Genomic DNA, 14,017 nt, shown 5'->3' with positions numbered 1-14,017 from the left:
GTCCATGACGCTCATAGAGCCCGACATACGGAACATCACGCACGCGGCGCCTGCCGCTCCCCGCAGCCCGGACCCGTCGACGCCGCGGCGGCGCCTTCGTCTCGACTCCGGTGACCGTGACGTCCTGACGCTCTACCTGTACACGCGCGTCGCCCTCCTCCTCACCGCGTACTGCACCGCCTGGCTCTTCCCGCGCGACCCCGAGGCACACCACCCGGAACCGTTCGCCTCGGTCGTCGGGCAGTGGGACTGGAACCACTACCTGCACATCGCCCGCGACGGCTACTTTCCCGACGACCCCGCGGCCCGGCCCGGCGAGTGGGACAACAGGGAGGCCTTCTTCCCCGGCTTCCCGCTCCTCCTGAGGGTCCTGCACCCCCTCGTACGGGACTGGGCCGCCGCCGGACTCCTCGTCTCCCTCGTCGCCGGGGGCGTCGCCGTCGTCGCCCTGGGCCGCATCGCCCGGCGCCACCTGCCCCAGGTGGCCGACGCCCGTCGGGCCGTTCTCCTCCTGCTCGCCTCGCCGTGCGCCGTGTTCCTCGCCGTCGGCTACACCGAGGCGCTCTTCCTCGCCCTCGCACTGCCGGCCTGGCTCGCCGCGCTGCGCCACGACTGGCGGCTCGCCGGACTCCTGGCGGCCGGTGCCACCACCGTGCGGGTGAGCGGGCTCTTCGTCGTCGCCGCGCTCGTCGTCCACTTCGCCCTGACGGTCCGTCGGCGAGGCGAGCTGCGCCGGCTGCCGTGGCTGGCCCTGCCCGCGCTGCCGCCGCTCCTCTACTCCTGGTACCTGTACGGGCGCACCGGCGACTGGATGGCGTGGAAGCACGCCCAGGAGCGCGGCTGGTACCGCGAGTTCCACGCGCCTTGGGAGTCCTGGAGCACGACGTGGGACGCCGCCTTCGGCCACGGCTACACCACGCCGTACGCCCTCATGTGGCAGGCCGAGCTCGTCGCCATGGCCGTCGGCCTCGTCACCGTGGTCCTGCTCGCTCGCGCCCGGCGCCGCCCCGAGGCCGTCTACATCGCGCTCAGCCTCTGGGCCCTGGGCACCTCGTACTGGTACATGTCCGTCCCGCGCGCCACTCTCCTGTGGTGGCCGCTGTGGATCGGTCTCGCATGCTTGACCTTGCGCAGGCCCCGACTCTCGGCCGCCTGGCTCTGTCTCTCGGTTCCGCTGTCCGTCGTCCTGGCCGTGGCCTTCTTCTCGGGGCGTTGGGCGGGCTGACCTGTCGTCACCCAGCCGGGCGGCTCGTCTCGTCGGTCAGCTTGGTCGTGCCGACGGGGTCCGAGGCGCCGAAGGCGCGCCGGTAGGCGGCGGGCGAGACGCCGAACGCCGTCCTCATGTGCGCGCGCAGGGAGTTGCCGGAGCCGATGCCCGCCCGGTGCGCGACGAGGTCGATGGGGAGGTCGGTGGTCTCCAGGAGCTGTTTGGCCAGTTCCAGGCGCTGCGCGGTGAGCCACTGCACGGGCGTCATCCCGACCTCGTCCCGGAACCGGCGGGTGAACGACCGCAGGCTCATGCGGGCGTGCTCGGCGAGCCGGCCGAGGGTGAGCGGCTCCGCGAGGTGCTCGAGGGCCCAGGCGCGCGTCGCGGACGTGCCGGCGAGGGTCGGCTCGGGCACGGGCCGGTCGATGAACTGGGCCTGTCCGCCGTCCCGCCACGGCGGTACGACGCACATGCGGGCCGCCCGGTTGGCCGCCGCGGCGCCGTGATCGCGCCGGATCATGTGCAGGCACAGATCGACCCCGGCGGCCACCCCCGCCGAGGTGAGCACGTCGCCGTCGTCGACGAAGAGCACCTCCTCGTCGACCTTGACCTCGGGATACGCCTCCCGGAACTCCGGGGCCAGATTCCAGTGGGTGGTGGCCGGCCGCCCGTCGAGCAGACCCGCGGCGGCGAGCACGTACGACCCGGAACAGATCGACACGAGACGCGTACCGGGCCGGATCCCGGCGATGGCCGCGGCGACCTCGGGCGGCAGCGGGCCTCCGCGCCCCAGCTCCGGCATGGCGTGCGTCGGCGGGACGACCACGGTGTCGGCGGTGGCGAGCGCCTCCGGACCTGCCGCCGGCTGGACGACGAATCCTGCGTCGCTGGGGACGGGCGCGCCGTCGGCCGTGCAGACGGTGACCTCGTACAGGGGTCGGCCCTCGGCGTCCTGGACGCTGCCGAAGACGCGCGAGGGAATGCCGAGCTCGAAGGGCGGCACCCCGGGCAGGGCGAGCACCGCGATGCGGTGAACGCGGAGATTCGTCTCGCGCGGGGTCGTTTCATCCATGGCCAAATTCTGTCACATAGTGGCCAGGCGGCCAGTACCGCGAAGCGCCGTGGGACGGGATCGTGAACGGGTCGCCGCCGGAGAGAGTCCGGCGGATCCCGAACGAGAAGAAACGAGGCGGAGAACATGCGTGCGGTGGTCGTGGAGCAGTGGGGCGGTCCCGAGCAGCTCGTCGAGCGTGAGGTGGAGCGCCCGGAGCCGGGCCTGAACGAGGTGCTGGTGCGCGTGCACGCCGCCGGCGTGAACCCGGTGGACTGGAAGACCCGGGCAACCGGCGCCCTCATCGAGTGGGGTGCGCTGCCGGCAGTCGGCTGGGACGTCTCCGGCACGGTCGAAGCGGTGGGGCCGGGCGTCGGGAGCCTCCGCCCGGGGGACGAGGTCTTCGGGATGCCGCTGTTCCCCCGGCAGGCCGGGGGATACGCCGAGTACGTCGTGGCACCGGCCCGCCACCTCGCGCCGAAGCCGGCCTCGCTCACCCACGTGGAGGCGGCGGCGCTGCCGCTCGCCGCGCTGACCGCCTGGCAGGCCCTGGTCGACGCGGCGGACGTGCGGCCGGGCGAGCGCGTGCTCGTGCACGCCGCGGCCGGCGGCGTGGGCCACTTCGCCGTCCAGATCGCCAAGGCACGCGGCGCGTACGTCATCGGGACGGCCAGCGCCGCCAAGCACGAGCTCCTCCGGCAGCTCGGCGCGGACGAGGTGATCGACTACCGCGAGGCCCGGTTCGAGGACGTCGTCTCGGACGTCGACATCGTCCTCGACTCCCTCGGCGGCGAGACGGCCGAGCGGTCCCTGAAGGTGCTGCGGACCGGCGGGCGGCTCATCACCCTTCCCGGCCCGGACGACGTGCCCGCCGCGCCTGAGGGCGTGCGGGCCGCGTGGGTCCTGGTCGAGCCCGACCACCTGGGCCTGCGGGAGATCGCCGCTCTGGTGGAGAGCGGGGCGCTGCGCCCGGTCGTCGACACCGTCCTGCCGCTGTCCGAGGCCGCGAAGGCCCACGAGCTCGGGGAGCGGGGCCGTACGACCGGCAAGATCGTCCTGTCGGTCGTCTGACGTCGGGGGCGCGGTGGGCTGCCGTTCCTCGGGTGGCGGGGGGGGTCGACGCAAGGGCCGTCGTAGGTGGCCGGAGGCGGGTGGCCCGCTCGTCGACGGCGGTCTCGCGATGCGGGTTTCCTGTTGCGGGGACGTGCGCCCGCTCATGTCCCCGCAACAGGACATGTCCCCTCACCTGCGGTATGCCTTTCCCATGGATCTCCGTCGGCGAGCCTTCGGCCCCCGCGTCTCCGGGGCCGGCGGACGACTGCTGCTCGCGGCGCCCTTCGCCCTGATCGCGGCGGTCACGGTGGTCGACGTCCTGTCGCCACCCGACGTGCATCTGGGGCCGTTCCTGATCGCCGCGCCGGCGGTGACCGCGTCGTTCGCCGGGCCCCGGATGACGGCCTTCGTGGGAGCGGTCGCGGTGCTCGCCCAGTCGGTGGTGGCGGTCGCGCGGACCAGCATCACGGATCTCAACCACACGTATCAGATCGTCGCGCTGGTCCTCATCTCGGTCATCGTGACCTTCTTCGCGCACCTGCGTGAACGGGACGAGACTCGTGTGAACCGCCTGCGCTCCATCGCCCAGGCCGCCCAGAGCGTCGTCCTGCGCCCGCTCCCCCACCGGGCGGGGCCGCTGCGCATCGCCTCGGTCTATCTGGCGGCCGAGGAGGAGGCCCAGATGGGCGGCGACCTCTACGCGGCGGCCCGTACGGCTTCCGGGACGCGGCTTCTCATCGGCGACGCCCGGGGCAAGGGGCTCGACGCGATCAGCGAGGCCTCTCTCGTCCTCGGCGCCTTCCGGGTCAGCGCGCGCCGCGAGCGGGAGCTTCCGGAGCTGATCGGGCACCTGGAGGAGGGAGTCGGCTCGGCGGAGGAGACCGACTGGCAGGTGGCGGGCTCGGGTCCCGAAGGTGACGACGACACGGACGAGGCATTCGTCACGGCGCTGGTGCTCGACATCCCCGACCGTGAGCCGGTGGTACGGCTCGTGAACTGCGGGCACCCCCCGCCGCTGCTCCTGAGCCGGGGCCGGGTGATCCCCCTCCACGCGGCCGACACGAGGCCTCCGCTGGGCCTGTCGGACGTCCTCTCCCCCGCCGTGACGGTGGAGTCCTTCCCCTTCGACGTCGGGGACGTGCTGCTGCTCTACACGGACGGCGTGGTCGAGGCCCGCGACCACGCGCGCGCCTTCTACCCCCTGGTCGAGCGACTCATGGCCTGGACGGACGACGACCCGCCGACCCTGCTCGACCATCTTCGGGCCGATCTCCATGCCCATGTCGGCGGCCATCTCGGCGACGATGCCGCACTCGTCGCGGTCGAGCGGCTCGCCTCGCGTTCGTGACGGGTCCTTGACGCCCGACGGAGCACACCCGTCGGAATCCCGCGCCGATGACGACGGCGGCGGCGTCCGGAGCCGTCATGTCCGGCTCCGCGCACCGTTTCCGCCGACGGGGCTCGGGGCGGGACGCGCGTCGCCGGAGGAACCGGCGGGTGCGTGGTCCGATGCGGAGACGGCGGCTCGTTCCAGCCGGGCGAGCATCTGCCGGTGGCGCCAGCGCAGGAGCAGGTCGGCGGCCGAGTTGTGCCAGCGGGCGGCCGGGCCGCTCAGCGGATGTTCGTCGACGAGGACCAGGGTCCGGCTGCCCCAGGGCTCGACGCGGAAGGCGATCCGGGCGGAACCGAGACGCGACTTCGCCTCCAGTTCGAGCCGGCTGATCGGCTCGCACCTCCGCGAGACCGTCCGGCCCCGGTACGTCCACGGGCCCAGCTTCAGGGTGTAGCCGAGCTCCGCGCCCTCCGCGGGCCAGTGGTCGTCCCGCTCCCACGACTCATGGGCGCCGACCACCCAGCGGGCGTACCCCTCCCCGTCGCTGAGCAGCGCCCAGACGTCCTCGGGCGTCGCATCGATGACCCGGTTCCACTGCGCCACGGTCCTCAACTCCTTCGGGGATGGGGGGACGGGAGATCCTGCACGGCAGGCGCCGCGCCACTGACCGGACAGCTGCCGCCGAGCGGGGCCGTGCCGGGTGTGGCCGGGTGGACGCGTCCGGTACGCCGCCGGGGCGCCGTGTGCGGCGAACGCCGCTGCCACCGCCCGGCCCGATGCCGCTGGAAGCGTCCGTGACCACGACATCGGTCCCGGGTCCACGTGTGTGTCCTCTCACGGTGGGCGTGTGACCGACGCGAGCCGTTTCATGCGGTGAATCCGGATCTGGTGGTGGGGAGGTGCGGTACGCCTCGATCGTCGGTTCTGGGACCCGCGGGGACCCGGAGCGGGAGGTGGGCCGGACGGCTGCCCCCGCACCGCGCGGGAGATGATGGGCACGGCAGGGCGGAACACGAGGTCAGGAGCGTCCGTGACGAAGCGCGTGCACCAACCCCGCGAGGACGCGGAGTTCGATTTCATCCTCAGGATGAGCGGAGGCCTTGTCCTCGCGTACTTCACCGGCACCTGGCCCAAGGCGATCGAGACCTGCAGGGCGATGGACCTCGTGGTGGGGGGCATCGCCGACGAGTACGCGGACCGCCTGACGGTCGTCCGCACCGACATCACGCGCTGTCCCGCCGTGACCGAGCGCTACGCCGTCACCGGGGCCCCGTCCTACGTCCTGCTGAAGGAGGGAGCGGCGGTGGCGCATGGCACGGGCCCCCTGACCACCCCCGAGCTCCGGGGCTTCGTGGCCGGTCACCTCTGAGACCCCACGCCGGGCTTACCCTCCGGTCCGTGACCGGAGAGCCGGAGAGGCCACACCGACTCGGAGGCCGCGGGAGCGGTGACCTCGGCAGGGCGGCCGGTCGGCTGACGCGACCGGCAGCCCTCGGCCGTCGCCGCCGGTCAGGTGCGCGGCTCCAGCCGGAACTGGAAGCCGAGGGTGCCCGGGTCGAGCGCGGTAGCGCCGCCGTCGACGGTGAGCACCGCACCGTTCACGAACGAGGCGGCGGGCGACAGCAGCCAGGCGACCGCCTCCGCGACCTCCTGCGGCTCACCGGGCCGCCCGGCGGGCAGAACCCGGGTCACCTCCTCGTACGCCGCCGCCAGACCGTCCGCGCCCAGGCCCGCCTCGTCGGCGAACCGGTTCATCCGGCGGTCCGCCATGTCGGTGCGCACCCAGCTCGGGCACACGGTGTTCGCCCGCAGTCCCGCACCCCCGTAGTCGACCGCGAGCGAGCGGCACAGCTGGAGCAGCGCCGCCTTGGAGGTGGCGTAGGCGGCGTTCCCGACGCCGTTGCGCAGGGCGGACACCGAGGCCACCGCGACGACCGCGCCGCGGGCTTCGAGCAGATGCGGGAGCGCGGCGCGCAGCAGCAGGAACGGACCGGTGAGGTTGGTCCGCATGACCTCGTCCCAGTCGTCCAGGGTCACCTCGCCCACCCCGCCGCCCCGCCCGATGCCGGCGTTGAGCACCAGACCGTCGAGCCGCCCGTACGTGCCGACCACCGTCTCGACGAGCGAGGCCACCGCGGTGGGCTCCCCGATGTCCGACGGTACGGGCAGGGCATCGATCTCGTCGGCGACCAGCCGCAGCGGCTCGGTGCGGCGTCCGGAGACCGCCACCTTGTGTCCCGCCCGGGCCAGCGCCCGCGCGGTCGCGGCCCCGATCCCCGTCCCGCCCCCGGTCACCAGGTACACGCGCTCATCCGCCATGTCCGCCGCCTCTCCCCTGTCTCGTCCGCCGTCCCCCGTCCCGGTGATCTTAGGCACGCGCCGTCCCCGGGGCCGGGCCGGCGAACCCCGTCCGGCGCCGGGCGGGCCGTACGTCGGATCATGAGGTCGCCGGTGCGTCGCCGACCGGGCCGGCACCACGGGGCACCGCGGGCGCCGGCACGCTCTACGCGCTCGTGGGTGGATGGTGTCGGCGCAGGGCTCCCGACGTGCCTCGTGTCTTGCGGGTGTGCCCACAGGGCGCGGTGCGACAGTGGATCCGACGGCCGGTCGGCCCAGTCGTGGCCGGACCTCCTCGACGCCAGGACTCGAACGGGAGCCCTCGATTGCGCTTCTACGCCCAGACGCCCGCACGCCGAAACCGTCAGGTGCTGGTGGACCTGATCGCCGTCGCCCTGATCGCCGCCGCGGTGTGGGCGGCCTTCGCCGTCCGAGCGGTGATCATGCGGCTGGCCGAACCGGGGCGCAAGGTGGAGAGTGCCGGCGACAGCCTCGCCGAAGAACTCGGCAAAGCGGGAGACGCGGCGTCGGACGTGCCGCTCATCGGCGACGTCCTGGAGAAGCCGCTCCGGTCCGCGGCCGGCGCCGGTTCCGGCTTCGCCGACGCGGGGGTGTCGTTCCAGGAGACCGTCGGCCAGTTCGCCGACGGGGTGACGACGGCCCTCGTCCTCGTCCCGGTGCTCGTCGTCCTGCTGCTGTGGCTGCCGCCGCGCCTGCTCTGGGTCCGGCACAGCAGCACCCTGCGCCGCCTCGCCGAGACTCCCGGTGGCGCGGACCTGCTCGCCCTGCGTGCCCTCACCGGTCCTCCCGGCGCGCTCACGGAACTCCCGGCCCCGCCGGGCGGATGGGCCGACGCCTGGCGCAGGGGGGACCGGCAAGCCATCGCCGACCTCAGCACGATCGCCCTCAACCGCATCGGACTGCGGCCCTGACGCCGGCTCCCACTCTTCCGGCCTCGTCCACTGGCAGCCGGCCGTCCGAGCGCCTTCCGCCTGCCCCGGCGCAACCCCTCCAACCCCACACCACCCAGATTCCACCGTCTACCCGCGTTTGCACATATGGCGCGTACGCAACTATTGTGGAGGCATGCAAAGGGACCGTTCAAGCAATTCCGGAAGGGGACGAGCCATGCCGCTCGCGCTGCTCGCTCTCGCAGTCGGAGCCTTCGGCATCGGCACGACCGAATTCGTCATCATGGGCCTGCTGCCCGACATAGCCGCCGACTTCGGCGTCACCATCCCCACCGCCGGCCTCCTGGTCACCGGCTACGCCCTCGGCGTCGTCCTCGGCGCGCCGGTGCTGACCGTCCTCGGCAGCAAGGTGAGCCGCAAGCGGATGCTCATGCTCCTGATGGGCCTGTTCGTGCTGGGCAACGTGCTCTCCGCCCTCGCCCCGAGCTTCGGGCTGATGCTGACCGGCCGCGTCATCTCCTCGCTCGCCCACGGCTCGTTCTTCGGCATCGGGTCCGTCGTCGCCGCCGGCCTCGTCGCGCCGGACAAGAAGGCCGGCGCCATCGCCACCATGTTCACCGGCCTGACCGTCGCCAACATCGTCGGCGTGCCGCTCGGCACCTTCATCGGCCAGACCGTCGGCTGGCGCACCACGTTCGCGATCGTCGCCGCGCTCGGTGTGGCCGGGCTTCTCGGCATCGCCAAACTCGTGCCCGCCCTGCCCCGCCCCGAGGGTGCTCACGTGCGCCGGGAGCTGAAGGCGTTCCGTAACCCGCAGGTTCTGCTCGCGATGGCGATGACCGTGCTCGGCTTCGGCGGCGTCTTCGCCGCGATCACGTACATCGCGCCGATGATGACCGAGGTCGCCGGCTACTCCGAGGGCGCCGTCACCTGGCTCCTCGTCCTCTTCGGAGTCGGCATGTTCCTCGGCAACCTGCTCGGCGGCAGGTACGCCGACCGCGCGCTGATGCCTCTGCTGTACGCCACCCTCGGCAGCCTCGCGGTCGTCCTCGCCCTGTTCACCGTGGTCGCCCACAACAAGATCCTCGCCGCGATCGCCATCCTCCTCTTCGGAGCGCTCGGCTTCGCCACCGTGCCCCCGCTGCAGAAGCGCGTCCTCGACCAGGCCCACGGGGCACCGACCCTGGCCTCCGCGGTCAACATCGGCGCCTTCAACCTCGGCAACGCGCTCGCCGCCTGGCTCGGCGGCCTCGTCATCGCCGCCGGCCTCGGCTACACGGCCCCCGACTGGGTCGGCGCCGCGCTCGCCGCCGCCGCGCTCGGCCTCGCCTTCTGGTCCACCGCGCTGGAGCGCCGTACCCCCGCCGTCGGGGCCGACGCCGCTGCTGCCGCTGTCCGTGTCCCCGTACACCACTGAATCCCCGCGCGAAGCGCAGCGCCCCGATCATGCCGCTGCCCGTCCCGCCCTCGAGCAGGCCCGCTCCTTCGCCGCCACCCGCCCCCACCCGCGTACACCTCAGGAAGAAGATCGGCACGCCATGACCCCCTCCGCCACCCCCACCGTCACGCTCAACAACGGCGTCGAGATCCCCCGACTCGGCTTCGGCGTCTTCCAGGTCCCCGACGACGCGACCACGGCCGCGGTCACCGCCGCCCTCGAGACCGGCTACCGCAGCATCGACACCGCCGCCATCTACGGCAACGAGACCGGCGTCGGCCGTGCGCTGGCCGCCTCCGGCCTGCCCCGCGAGGAGCTGTTCGTCACCACCAAGCTGTGGAACGCCGACCAGGGGTACGACGCCACCCTCCGCGCCTTCGACGCCAGCCTGGCCAAGCTCGGCCTCGACCACGTCGACCTCTACCTCATCCACTGGCCCGCGCCCGCCCGCGACCTGTACCGGGACTCCTGGCGCGCCCTGGAGCGACTCGCGGGGGAGGGGCGCGTCCGTGCCGTCGGTGTCTCCAACTTCCAGCCCCACCACCTCCGGCGACTGATGGATGGTACGGCGCTGATCCCGGCCGTCAACCAGGTCGAGCTCCACCCCGGCCTGCAGCAGACCGACCTGCGCGCCTTCCACGCCGAGCACGAGATCACCACCGAGGCGTGGAGCCCCCTCGCCCAGGGGGCCGTCCTCGACGACCGGGTGATCGGCGAGCTCGCCGCCCGCCACGGCAAGTCCCCCGCGCAGGTCGTCATCCGCTGGCACCTGCAGCTCGGGAACGTCGTCATCCCCAAGTCGGTCACCCCCGCCCGCATCCGCGAGAACTTCGAGGTCTTCGACTTCGCCCTCACGGACGAGGAGATGCGGGCGGTGGCCGCGCTCGACCGCGATCTGCGGACCGGTCCGCACCCCGACGAACTCGACTGAACCGGCGCGCCTCCCGTTCGTAGCGGCCTCGGTGCTGTTCGGCGCAGCCCCGGTGGCTCGGAAAGCCGTCCGGCCGGAGGGTGGGGCCAGGACCACTCGTCGCCCCGAGCCACCGAGGACGCCGCCGATGCACCGATACCCGCCGATCGCCGACCACGGGCTCGTGGGAGACCTGCAGACGTGTGCGCTGGTCTCCGCCGAGGGAGTCGTGGACTGGTTCTGCTCGCCCCGCTTCGACTCGCCGAGCGTCTTCGGCCGGCTGCTGGACCACGAGCGCGGCGGTCACTTCTCGATCACGGTGGAGGCCCCGGGCACGACGGTGCGTCAGCTGTACCTGGCCGACAGCGCGGTACTGCTCACCCGCTTCCTCACCCCTGACGGTGTCGGCGAGGTGGCCGACTTCATGCCGCTCGCGGCGGACCCGACCGTGCCCGCCGACCGGCACACCCTCGTCCGCGTGCTGCGGGTGGTCCGCGGCACCGTCCGCTTCACGGTCGAGTGCCGTCCCCGCTTCGACTACGGGCGGGAGTCGCACGAGCTGCTGGTCGACGGGGCGACCGCCCGCTTCACCGGTGTCACGGCCGCCGCGCACCTCCAGGTGCTCGGCCCCGTCGCCCTGGAGCGTGACGGCCAGGACGTCCGCGCCGAGGTGGAGCTGTCCGCAGGTCAGCGCGCCGCCGCCGTACTCACCCTGGACGCACCCGGCGCCGAGCCTCCCGAGCCGGCCGACGAAGAGAGCCTGCGGGCCGCCTTCGACGCGGTCCGTTCCTTCTGGCACGACTGGATCAGCCACTGCCGCTACCGGGGCCGCTGGCAGCAGCAGGTCAACCGCTCGGCGATCACGCTGAAGCTGCTCACGTACGCCCCCTCCGGGGCTCCGGTCGCCGCCGCCACGACGGGGCTGCCCGAGCAGGTCGGCGGCGAACGCAACTGGGACTACCGCTACACGTGGGTCCGGGACGCCTCGCTGTCGGTGCGGGCGATGGTCGACCTGGGCTTCACCGAGGAGGCGGACGCCTTCCGCCGCTGGCTGGGCGCCCGGCTGCAGGCCGGGGCCACGGTCAGCGGCGAGCCGCTGCAGATCATGTACCGGGTGGACGGTGACCCGCATCTGGGCGAGGAGGTCCTGGACCATCTGGAGGGATGGCGCGGCTCGGCCCCCGTCCGGGCCGGCAACGGCGCCGCCGACCAGCTTCAGCTCGACATCTACGGCGAGGCGGTCTACGCGTACGCGCAGGCCCGCGACCTGGCCCAGCTGGCGGGGTACGACGGCTGGCAGCGGTTCGCCGCCACGGTGGACTGGCTGTGCGAGCACTGGGACCGTCCGGACGAGGGGATCTGGGAGACCCGCGGCGGCCGGCAGGACTTCACGTACAGCCGGGTGATGTGCTGGGTCGCCTTCGACCGAGCGGTGCGGCTGGCCCACGACTTCGGCCGCCCCGCGGATCTGGCGCGCTGGATCGCCGCGCGGGACGCGGTGCTGCACCAGGTGATGGAGCGCGGCTGGTCCGACGAGCGGAAGGCGTTCGTCCAGCACTACGGCAGCGACGTACTGGACGCCTCACTCCTGATGATGCCCATCACCGGCTTCATCGCGCCCCGTGACCCGCGCTGGCTGTCCACCCTGGACGCGATGGACGACGACCTGGTCTCCGACAGCCTGGTCTACCGCTACGACCCGGCCGCCTCTCCCGACGGGCTGCGCGGCTCCGAGGGCACGTTCTCGCTGTGCAGCTTCCTGTACGTCGACGCGCTCGCCCGCGCCGGACGGCTGGAACAGGCGCGGTACGCCTTCGACAAGATGCTCACCTACGCCAACCACGTCGGACTGTTCGCCGAGGAGATCGGGCCGACCGGCGAACAGCTCGGCAACTTCCCGCAGGCGTTCACCCACCTCGCCCTGATCACCGCCGCGCTGAGCCTCGACGCGGCGCTGGACCGCTGACGGCGGGTGTGGGGCGCGGCCTCCGCCGTGCCTCCGCCGGGGATGACCGGGGATGACCGGGGATGACCGGGCCATTTCGATCATGCGAACTACGCGCGTCAACCAGCCTCTACGCCGTTGACGTCCCCGTCCGGCCCGGCGAGACTCCTGGCTCATGCAGCCCCCGCGTGACCGCTCGGTCACCCTCGTCCAGCGCCGGCACGTGGACCTCGTCCGTGTCGCGAGCGCGGCCTGTCGCCCCGCCTGACGGCCCTCTTCCCGCTCACCCGGCCGCAACCCCACGCTCCTCCGCCCGCCCCGCCCGCGGCGCCGTCCCCCGCCCGCCGGGCCCCGGAGGCATGCCCGCACGTCCGCACGCCCTTCTGGAGACCCGTATGTCCACGCCCCTGTCCCGTCGCGCTCTCGGCGGGGTCGCCGCCGGTGCCGCCGCCGCGGCCGCCCTCGGCGCCACCGCCTCCGCAGCACAGGCGGCCCCCGCTGCCGAGCAGCGGGAGCGGCCCTTCCGGGCCGCGCACCCGCGCCGTCACTCACGGCGGCCCAACATCCTCTTCATCCTGGGCGACGACCTCGGCTGGGCGGACCTCTCCTCGTACGGATCCCCGCACATCCGCACCCCTCATCTGGACCGGCTCGCCCGCGAAGGGGTCCGCTTCACCGACGCCTACTCCGGGTCCGCGACCTGCTCCCCCACCCGCTTCAGCCTCTACACCGGCCGCTACCCGGGCCGTACGAAGGGCGGCCTGGCCGAGCCGATCGCCGACAAGTCCGTCGGTCTGGAGCCCACCCACCCCACGCTCGCCTCCCTGCTGCGGGACTCCGGATACGCCACCGCCCTCATCGGCAAGTGGCACTGCGGCTACCTGCCCGACCACTCCCCCACCCGTTCCGGCTGGGACGAGTTCTTCGGCAACTTCGGCGGGGCGCTGGAGTACTACTCGAAGCTCGGTCTCGGCGGTGAGTACGACCTCTACGAGGGCGACGCCGAGTACAAGGACCTGCGCTACTACACCCGGATCCTCACCGAGCGGGCGAGCGAGTACGTCGGCCGCGGCCACGAGAAGCCGTGGCTGCTCAACCTGAACTTCACCACCCCGCACTGGCCCTGGATCGCCGACGGCGACACGGAGGCGAGCGACGAGATCGTCCGCCGCATCAAGGCCGGTGACCGATCCGCCCTCTGGCACCAGGACGGCGGCTCGGTGGAGAAGTACAAGGAGATGGTCGAGGACCTCGACCGCTCGGTCGGGCAGGTCCTGAAGGCGCTGAAGCGCTCCGGTCAGGAGCAGGACACCCTGGTGTTCTTCGCCAGCGACAACGGCGGCGAGCGCTTCTCCTACAACTGGCCCCTCTCCGGGAACAAGTCCTCGCTCCAGGAGGGCGGCATCCGCGTCCCGTCGATCCTGCGCTGGCCCGCCCGGATCGACCGCGGTCAGGTGAGCGACCTGCCGGTGTTCACGCCCGACTGGACGGCGACCCTGCTCGACCTGGCCGGTGCCCGCCCCCATCCCGCGTATCCCCTCGACGGCATCAGCCTCGCCGGGTACCTGCTGCGCGGTGCCGAGGTGCCCGAGCGGGACCTCTTCTGGCGGGTGCGGGGCGAGCGGGCGCTGCGCCGGGGCGACTGGAAGTACTACCGGGGCAGGTCCGGCCGTGACCAGCTCTTCCACCTGGGCGAGGACTCCCGCGAGCAGGCGGACCGCGCACCGTCCGAGCAGGCACGGCTGGCCGAGCTGCGGACCGCCTGGGAACGGATCGACGCGGGGCTGCTCCGCTACTGAGCCTCTCAGCCCGGCCGGGCAGGGTCTCGCCCG

At 73.0% G+C, this 14,017-nt stretch carries 13 protein-coding genes; 10 read left to right on the top strand and 3 right to left on the bottom strand.

Annotated elements, in window-relative coordinates; genetic code table 11:
* The first annotated feature begins 4 nt into the window (after window positions 1-4).
* Entirely contained in the window at window positions 5-1,225 is a 1,221-nt protein-coding gene (locus ACZ51I_RS14585) for a mannosyltransferase family protein (RefSeq protein WP_468875436.1), read from the top strand.
* 7 nt (window positions 1,226-1,232) lie between these two features.
* On the opposite strand, the gene ACZ51I_RS14580 is transcribed toward ACZ51I_RS14585, so the two are convergent.
* Window positions 1,233-2,279 carry a GlxA family transcriptional regulator gene (locus ACZ51I_RS14580; RefSeq protein ID WP_468875434.1) on the bottom strand — a complete coding sequence of 349 codons (1,047 nt, stop codon included), beginning with the start codon at window positions 2,277-2,279 and terminating at the stop codon, window positions 1,233-1,235.
* Between the two features lie 126 nt (window positions 2,280-2,405).
* Between ACZ51I_RS14580 and ACZ51I_RS14575 the strand changes: the two genes are divergently transcribed.
* Both ACZ51I_RS14575 and ACZ51I_RS14570 read left to right on the top strand, forming a co-directional pair.
* Complete coding sequence (locus ACZ51I_RS14575; protein ID WP_468875432.1) at window positions 2,406-3,329, top strand: NADP-dependent oxidoreductase; 924 nt, start codon at window positions 2,406-2,408, stop codon at window positions 3,327-3,329.
* A gap of 193 nt (window positions 3,330-3,522) precedes the next feature.
* Window positions 3,523-4,659: a PP2C family protein-serine/threonine phosphatase gene (locus ACZ51I_RS14570; protein ID WP_468875430.1), complete on the top strand. Its 1,137-nt coding sequence runs from the start codon at window positions 3,523-3,525 to the stop codon at window positions 4,657-4,659.
* Window positions 4,660-4,734: 75 nt separating this feature from the next.
* Here the strand turns inward: ACZ51I_RS14570 and ACZ51I_RS14565 are convergent, their stop codons facing one another.
* The gene (locus ACZ51I_RS14565; protein WP_468875428.1) at window positions 4,735-5,247 is read right to left on the bottom strand and encodes an SRPBCC family protein; all 513 of its coding nucleotides are present in this window, start codon (window positions 5,245-5,247) and stop codon (window positions 4,735-4,737) included.
* A 427-nt stretch (window positions 5,248-5,674) separates the two neighbouring features.
* On the opposite strand from ACZ51I_RS14565, the gene ACZ51I_RS14560 reads away from it, so the two are divergent.
* Window positions 5,675-6,013, top strand: a complete 339-nt coding sequence (locus ACZ51I_RS14560; protein WP_468875426.1) for a thioredoxin family protein — start codon at window positions 5,675-5,677, stop codon at window positions 6,011-6,013.
* 140 nt (window positions 6,014-6,153) lie between these two features.
* Here the strand turns inward: ACZ51I_RS14560 and ACZ51I_RS14555 are convergent, their stop codons facing one another.
* On the bottom strand, window positions 6,154-6,963 hold the full coding sequence (locus ACZ51I_RS14555; protein WP_468875424.1) for an SDR family NAD(P)-dependent oxidoreductase: 810 nt from the start codon (window positions 6,961-6,963) through the stop codon (window positions 6,154-6,156).
* A gap of 392 nt (window positions 6,964-7,355) precedes the next feature.
* Here ACZ51I_RS14555 and ACZ51I_RS14550 point away from each other — a divergent pair, with 392 nt between their 5' ends.
* From ACZ51I_RS14550 to ACZ51I_RS14525, 6 genes are all read left to right on the top strand, one after another.
* Window positions 7,356-7,913 (top strand): hypothetical protein, encoded by a 558-nt coding sequence (locus ACZ51I_RS14550; protein ID WP_468875422.1) that lies wholly within the window; start codon window positions 7,356-7,358, stop codon window positions 7,911-7,913.
* Between the two features lie 196 nt (window positions 7,914-8,109).
* Complete coding sequence (locus tag ACZ51I_RS14545; protein WP_468875419.1) at window positions 8,110-9,309, top strand: MFS transporter; 1,200 nt, start codon at window positions 8,110-8,112, stop codon at window positions 9,307-9,309.
* Window positions 9,310-9,430: 121 nt separating this feature from the next.
* Complete coding sequence (locus tag ACZ51I_RS14540) at window positions 9,431-10,261, top strand: aldo/keto reductase (RefSeq protein ID WP_468875417.1); 831 nt, start codon at window positions 9,431-9,433, stop codon at window positions 10,259-10,261.
* A gap of 127 nt (window positions 10,262-10,388) precedes the next feature.
* Window positions 10,389-12,206 carry a glycoside hydrolase family 15 protein gene (locus ACZ51I_RS14535; protein WP_468875414.1) on the top strand — a complete coding sequence of 606 codons (1,818 nt, stop codon included), beginning with the start codon at window positions 10,389-10,391 and terminating at the stop codon, window positions 12,204-12,206.
* 154 nt (window positions 12,207-12,360) lie between these two features.
* Window positions 12,361-12,453: a putative leader peptide gene (locus ACZ51I_RS14530; protein WP_468875412.1), complete on the top strand. Its 93-nt coding sequence runs from the start codon at window positions 12,361-12,363 to the stop codon at window positions 12,451-12,453.
* Window positions 12,454-12,580: 127 nt separating this feature from the next.
* Complete coding sequence (locus ACZ51I_RS14525) at window positions 12,581-13,984, top strand: sulfatase family protein (RefSeq protein WP_468875409.1); 1,404 nt, start codon at window positions 12,581-12,583, stop codon at window positions 13,982-13,984.
* The last annotated feature ends 33 nt before the right edge of the window (window positions 13,985-14,017 follow it).

This window comes from Streptomyces sp. NPDC034084, from assembly GCF_055575535.1.
This window is presented reverse-complemented; position numbering and strand designations above follow the sequence as displayed.

Excerpts from the sequence above, each read along its gene's own strand:
- ACZ51I_RS14585 (WP_468875436.1), top strand. The coding sequence starts at position 5 with ATGACGCTCATAGAGCCCGACATACGGAACATCACGCACGCGGCGCCT.
- ACZ51I_RS14580 (WP_468875434.1), bottom strand. The coding sequence starts at position 2,279 with ATGGATGAAACGACCCCGCGCGAGACGAATCTCCGCGTTCACCGCATC.
- ACZ51I_RS14575 (WP_468875432.1), top strand. The coding sequence starts at position 2,406 with ATGCGTGCGGTGGTCGTGGAGCAGTGGGGCGGTCCCGAGCAGCTCGTC.
- ACZ51I_RS14570 (WP_468875430.1), top strand. The coding sequence starts at position 3,523 with ATGGATCTCCGTCGGCGAGCCTTCGGCCCCCGCGTCTCCGGGGCCGGC.
- ACZ51I_RS14555 (WP_468875424.1), bottom strand. The coding sequence starts at position 6,963 with ATGGCGGATGAGCGCGTGTACCTGGTGACCGGGGGCGGGACGGGGATC.
- ACZ51I_RS14545 (WP_468875419.1), top strand. The coding sequence starts at position 8,110 with ATGCCGCTCGCGCTGCTCGCTCTCGCAGTCGGAGCCTTCGGCATCGGC.
- ACZ51I_RS14540 (WP_468875417.1), top strand. The coding sequence starts at position 9,431 with ATGACCCCCTCCGCCACCCCCACCGTCACGCTCAACAACGGCGTCGAG.
- ACZ51I_RS14535 (WP_468875414.1), top strand. The coding sequence starts at position 10,389 with ATGCACCGATACCCGCCGATCGCCGACCACGGGCTCGTGGGAGACCTG.
- ACZ51I_RS14530 (WP_468875412.1), top strand. The coding sequence starts at position 12,361 with ATGCAGCCCCCGCGTGACCGCTCGGTCACCCTCGTCCAGCGCCGGCAC.
- ACZ51I_RS14525 (WP_468875409.1), top strand. The coding sequence starts at position 12,581 with ATGTCCACGCCCCTGTCCCGTCGCGCTCTCGGCGGGGTCGCCGCCGGT.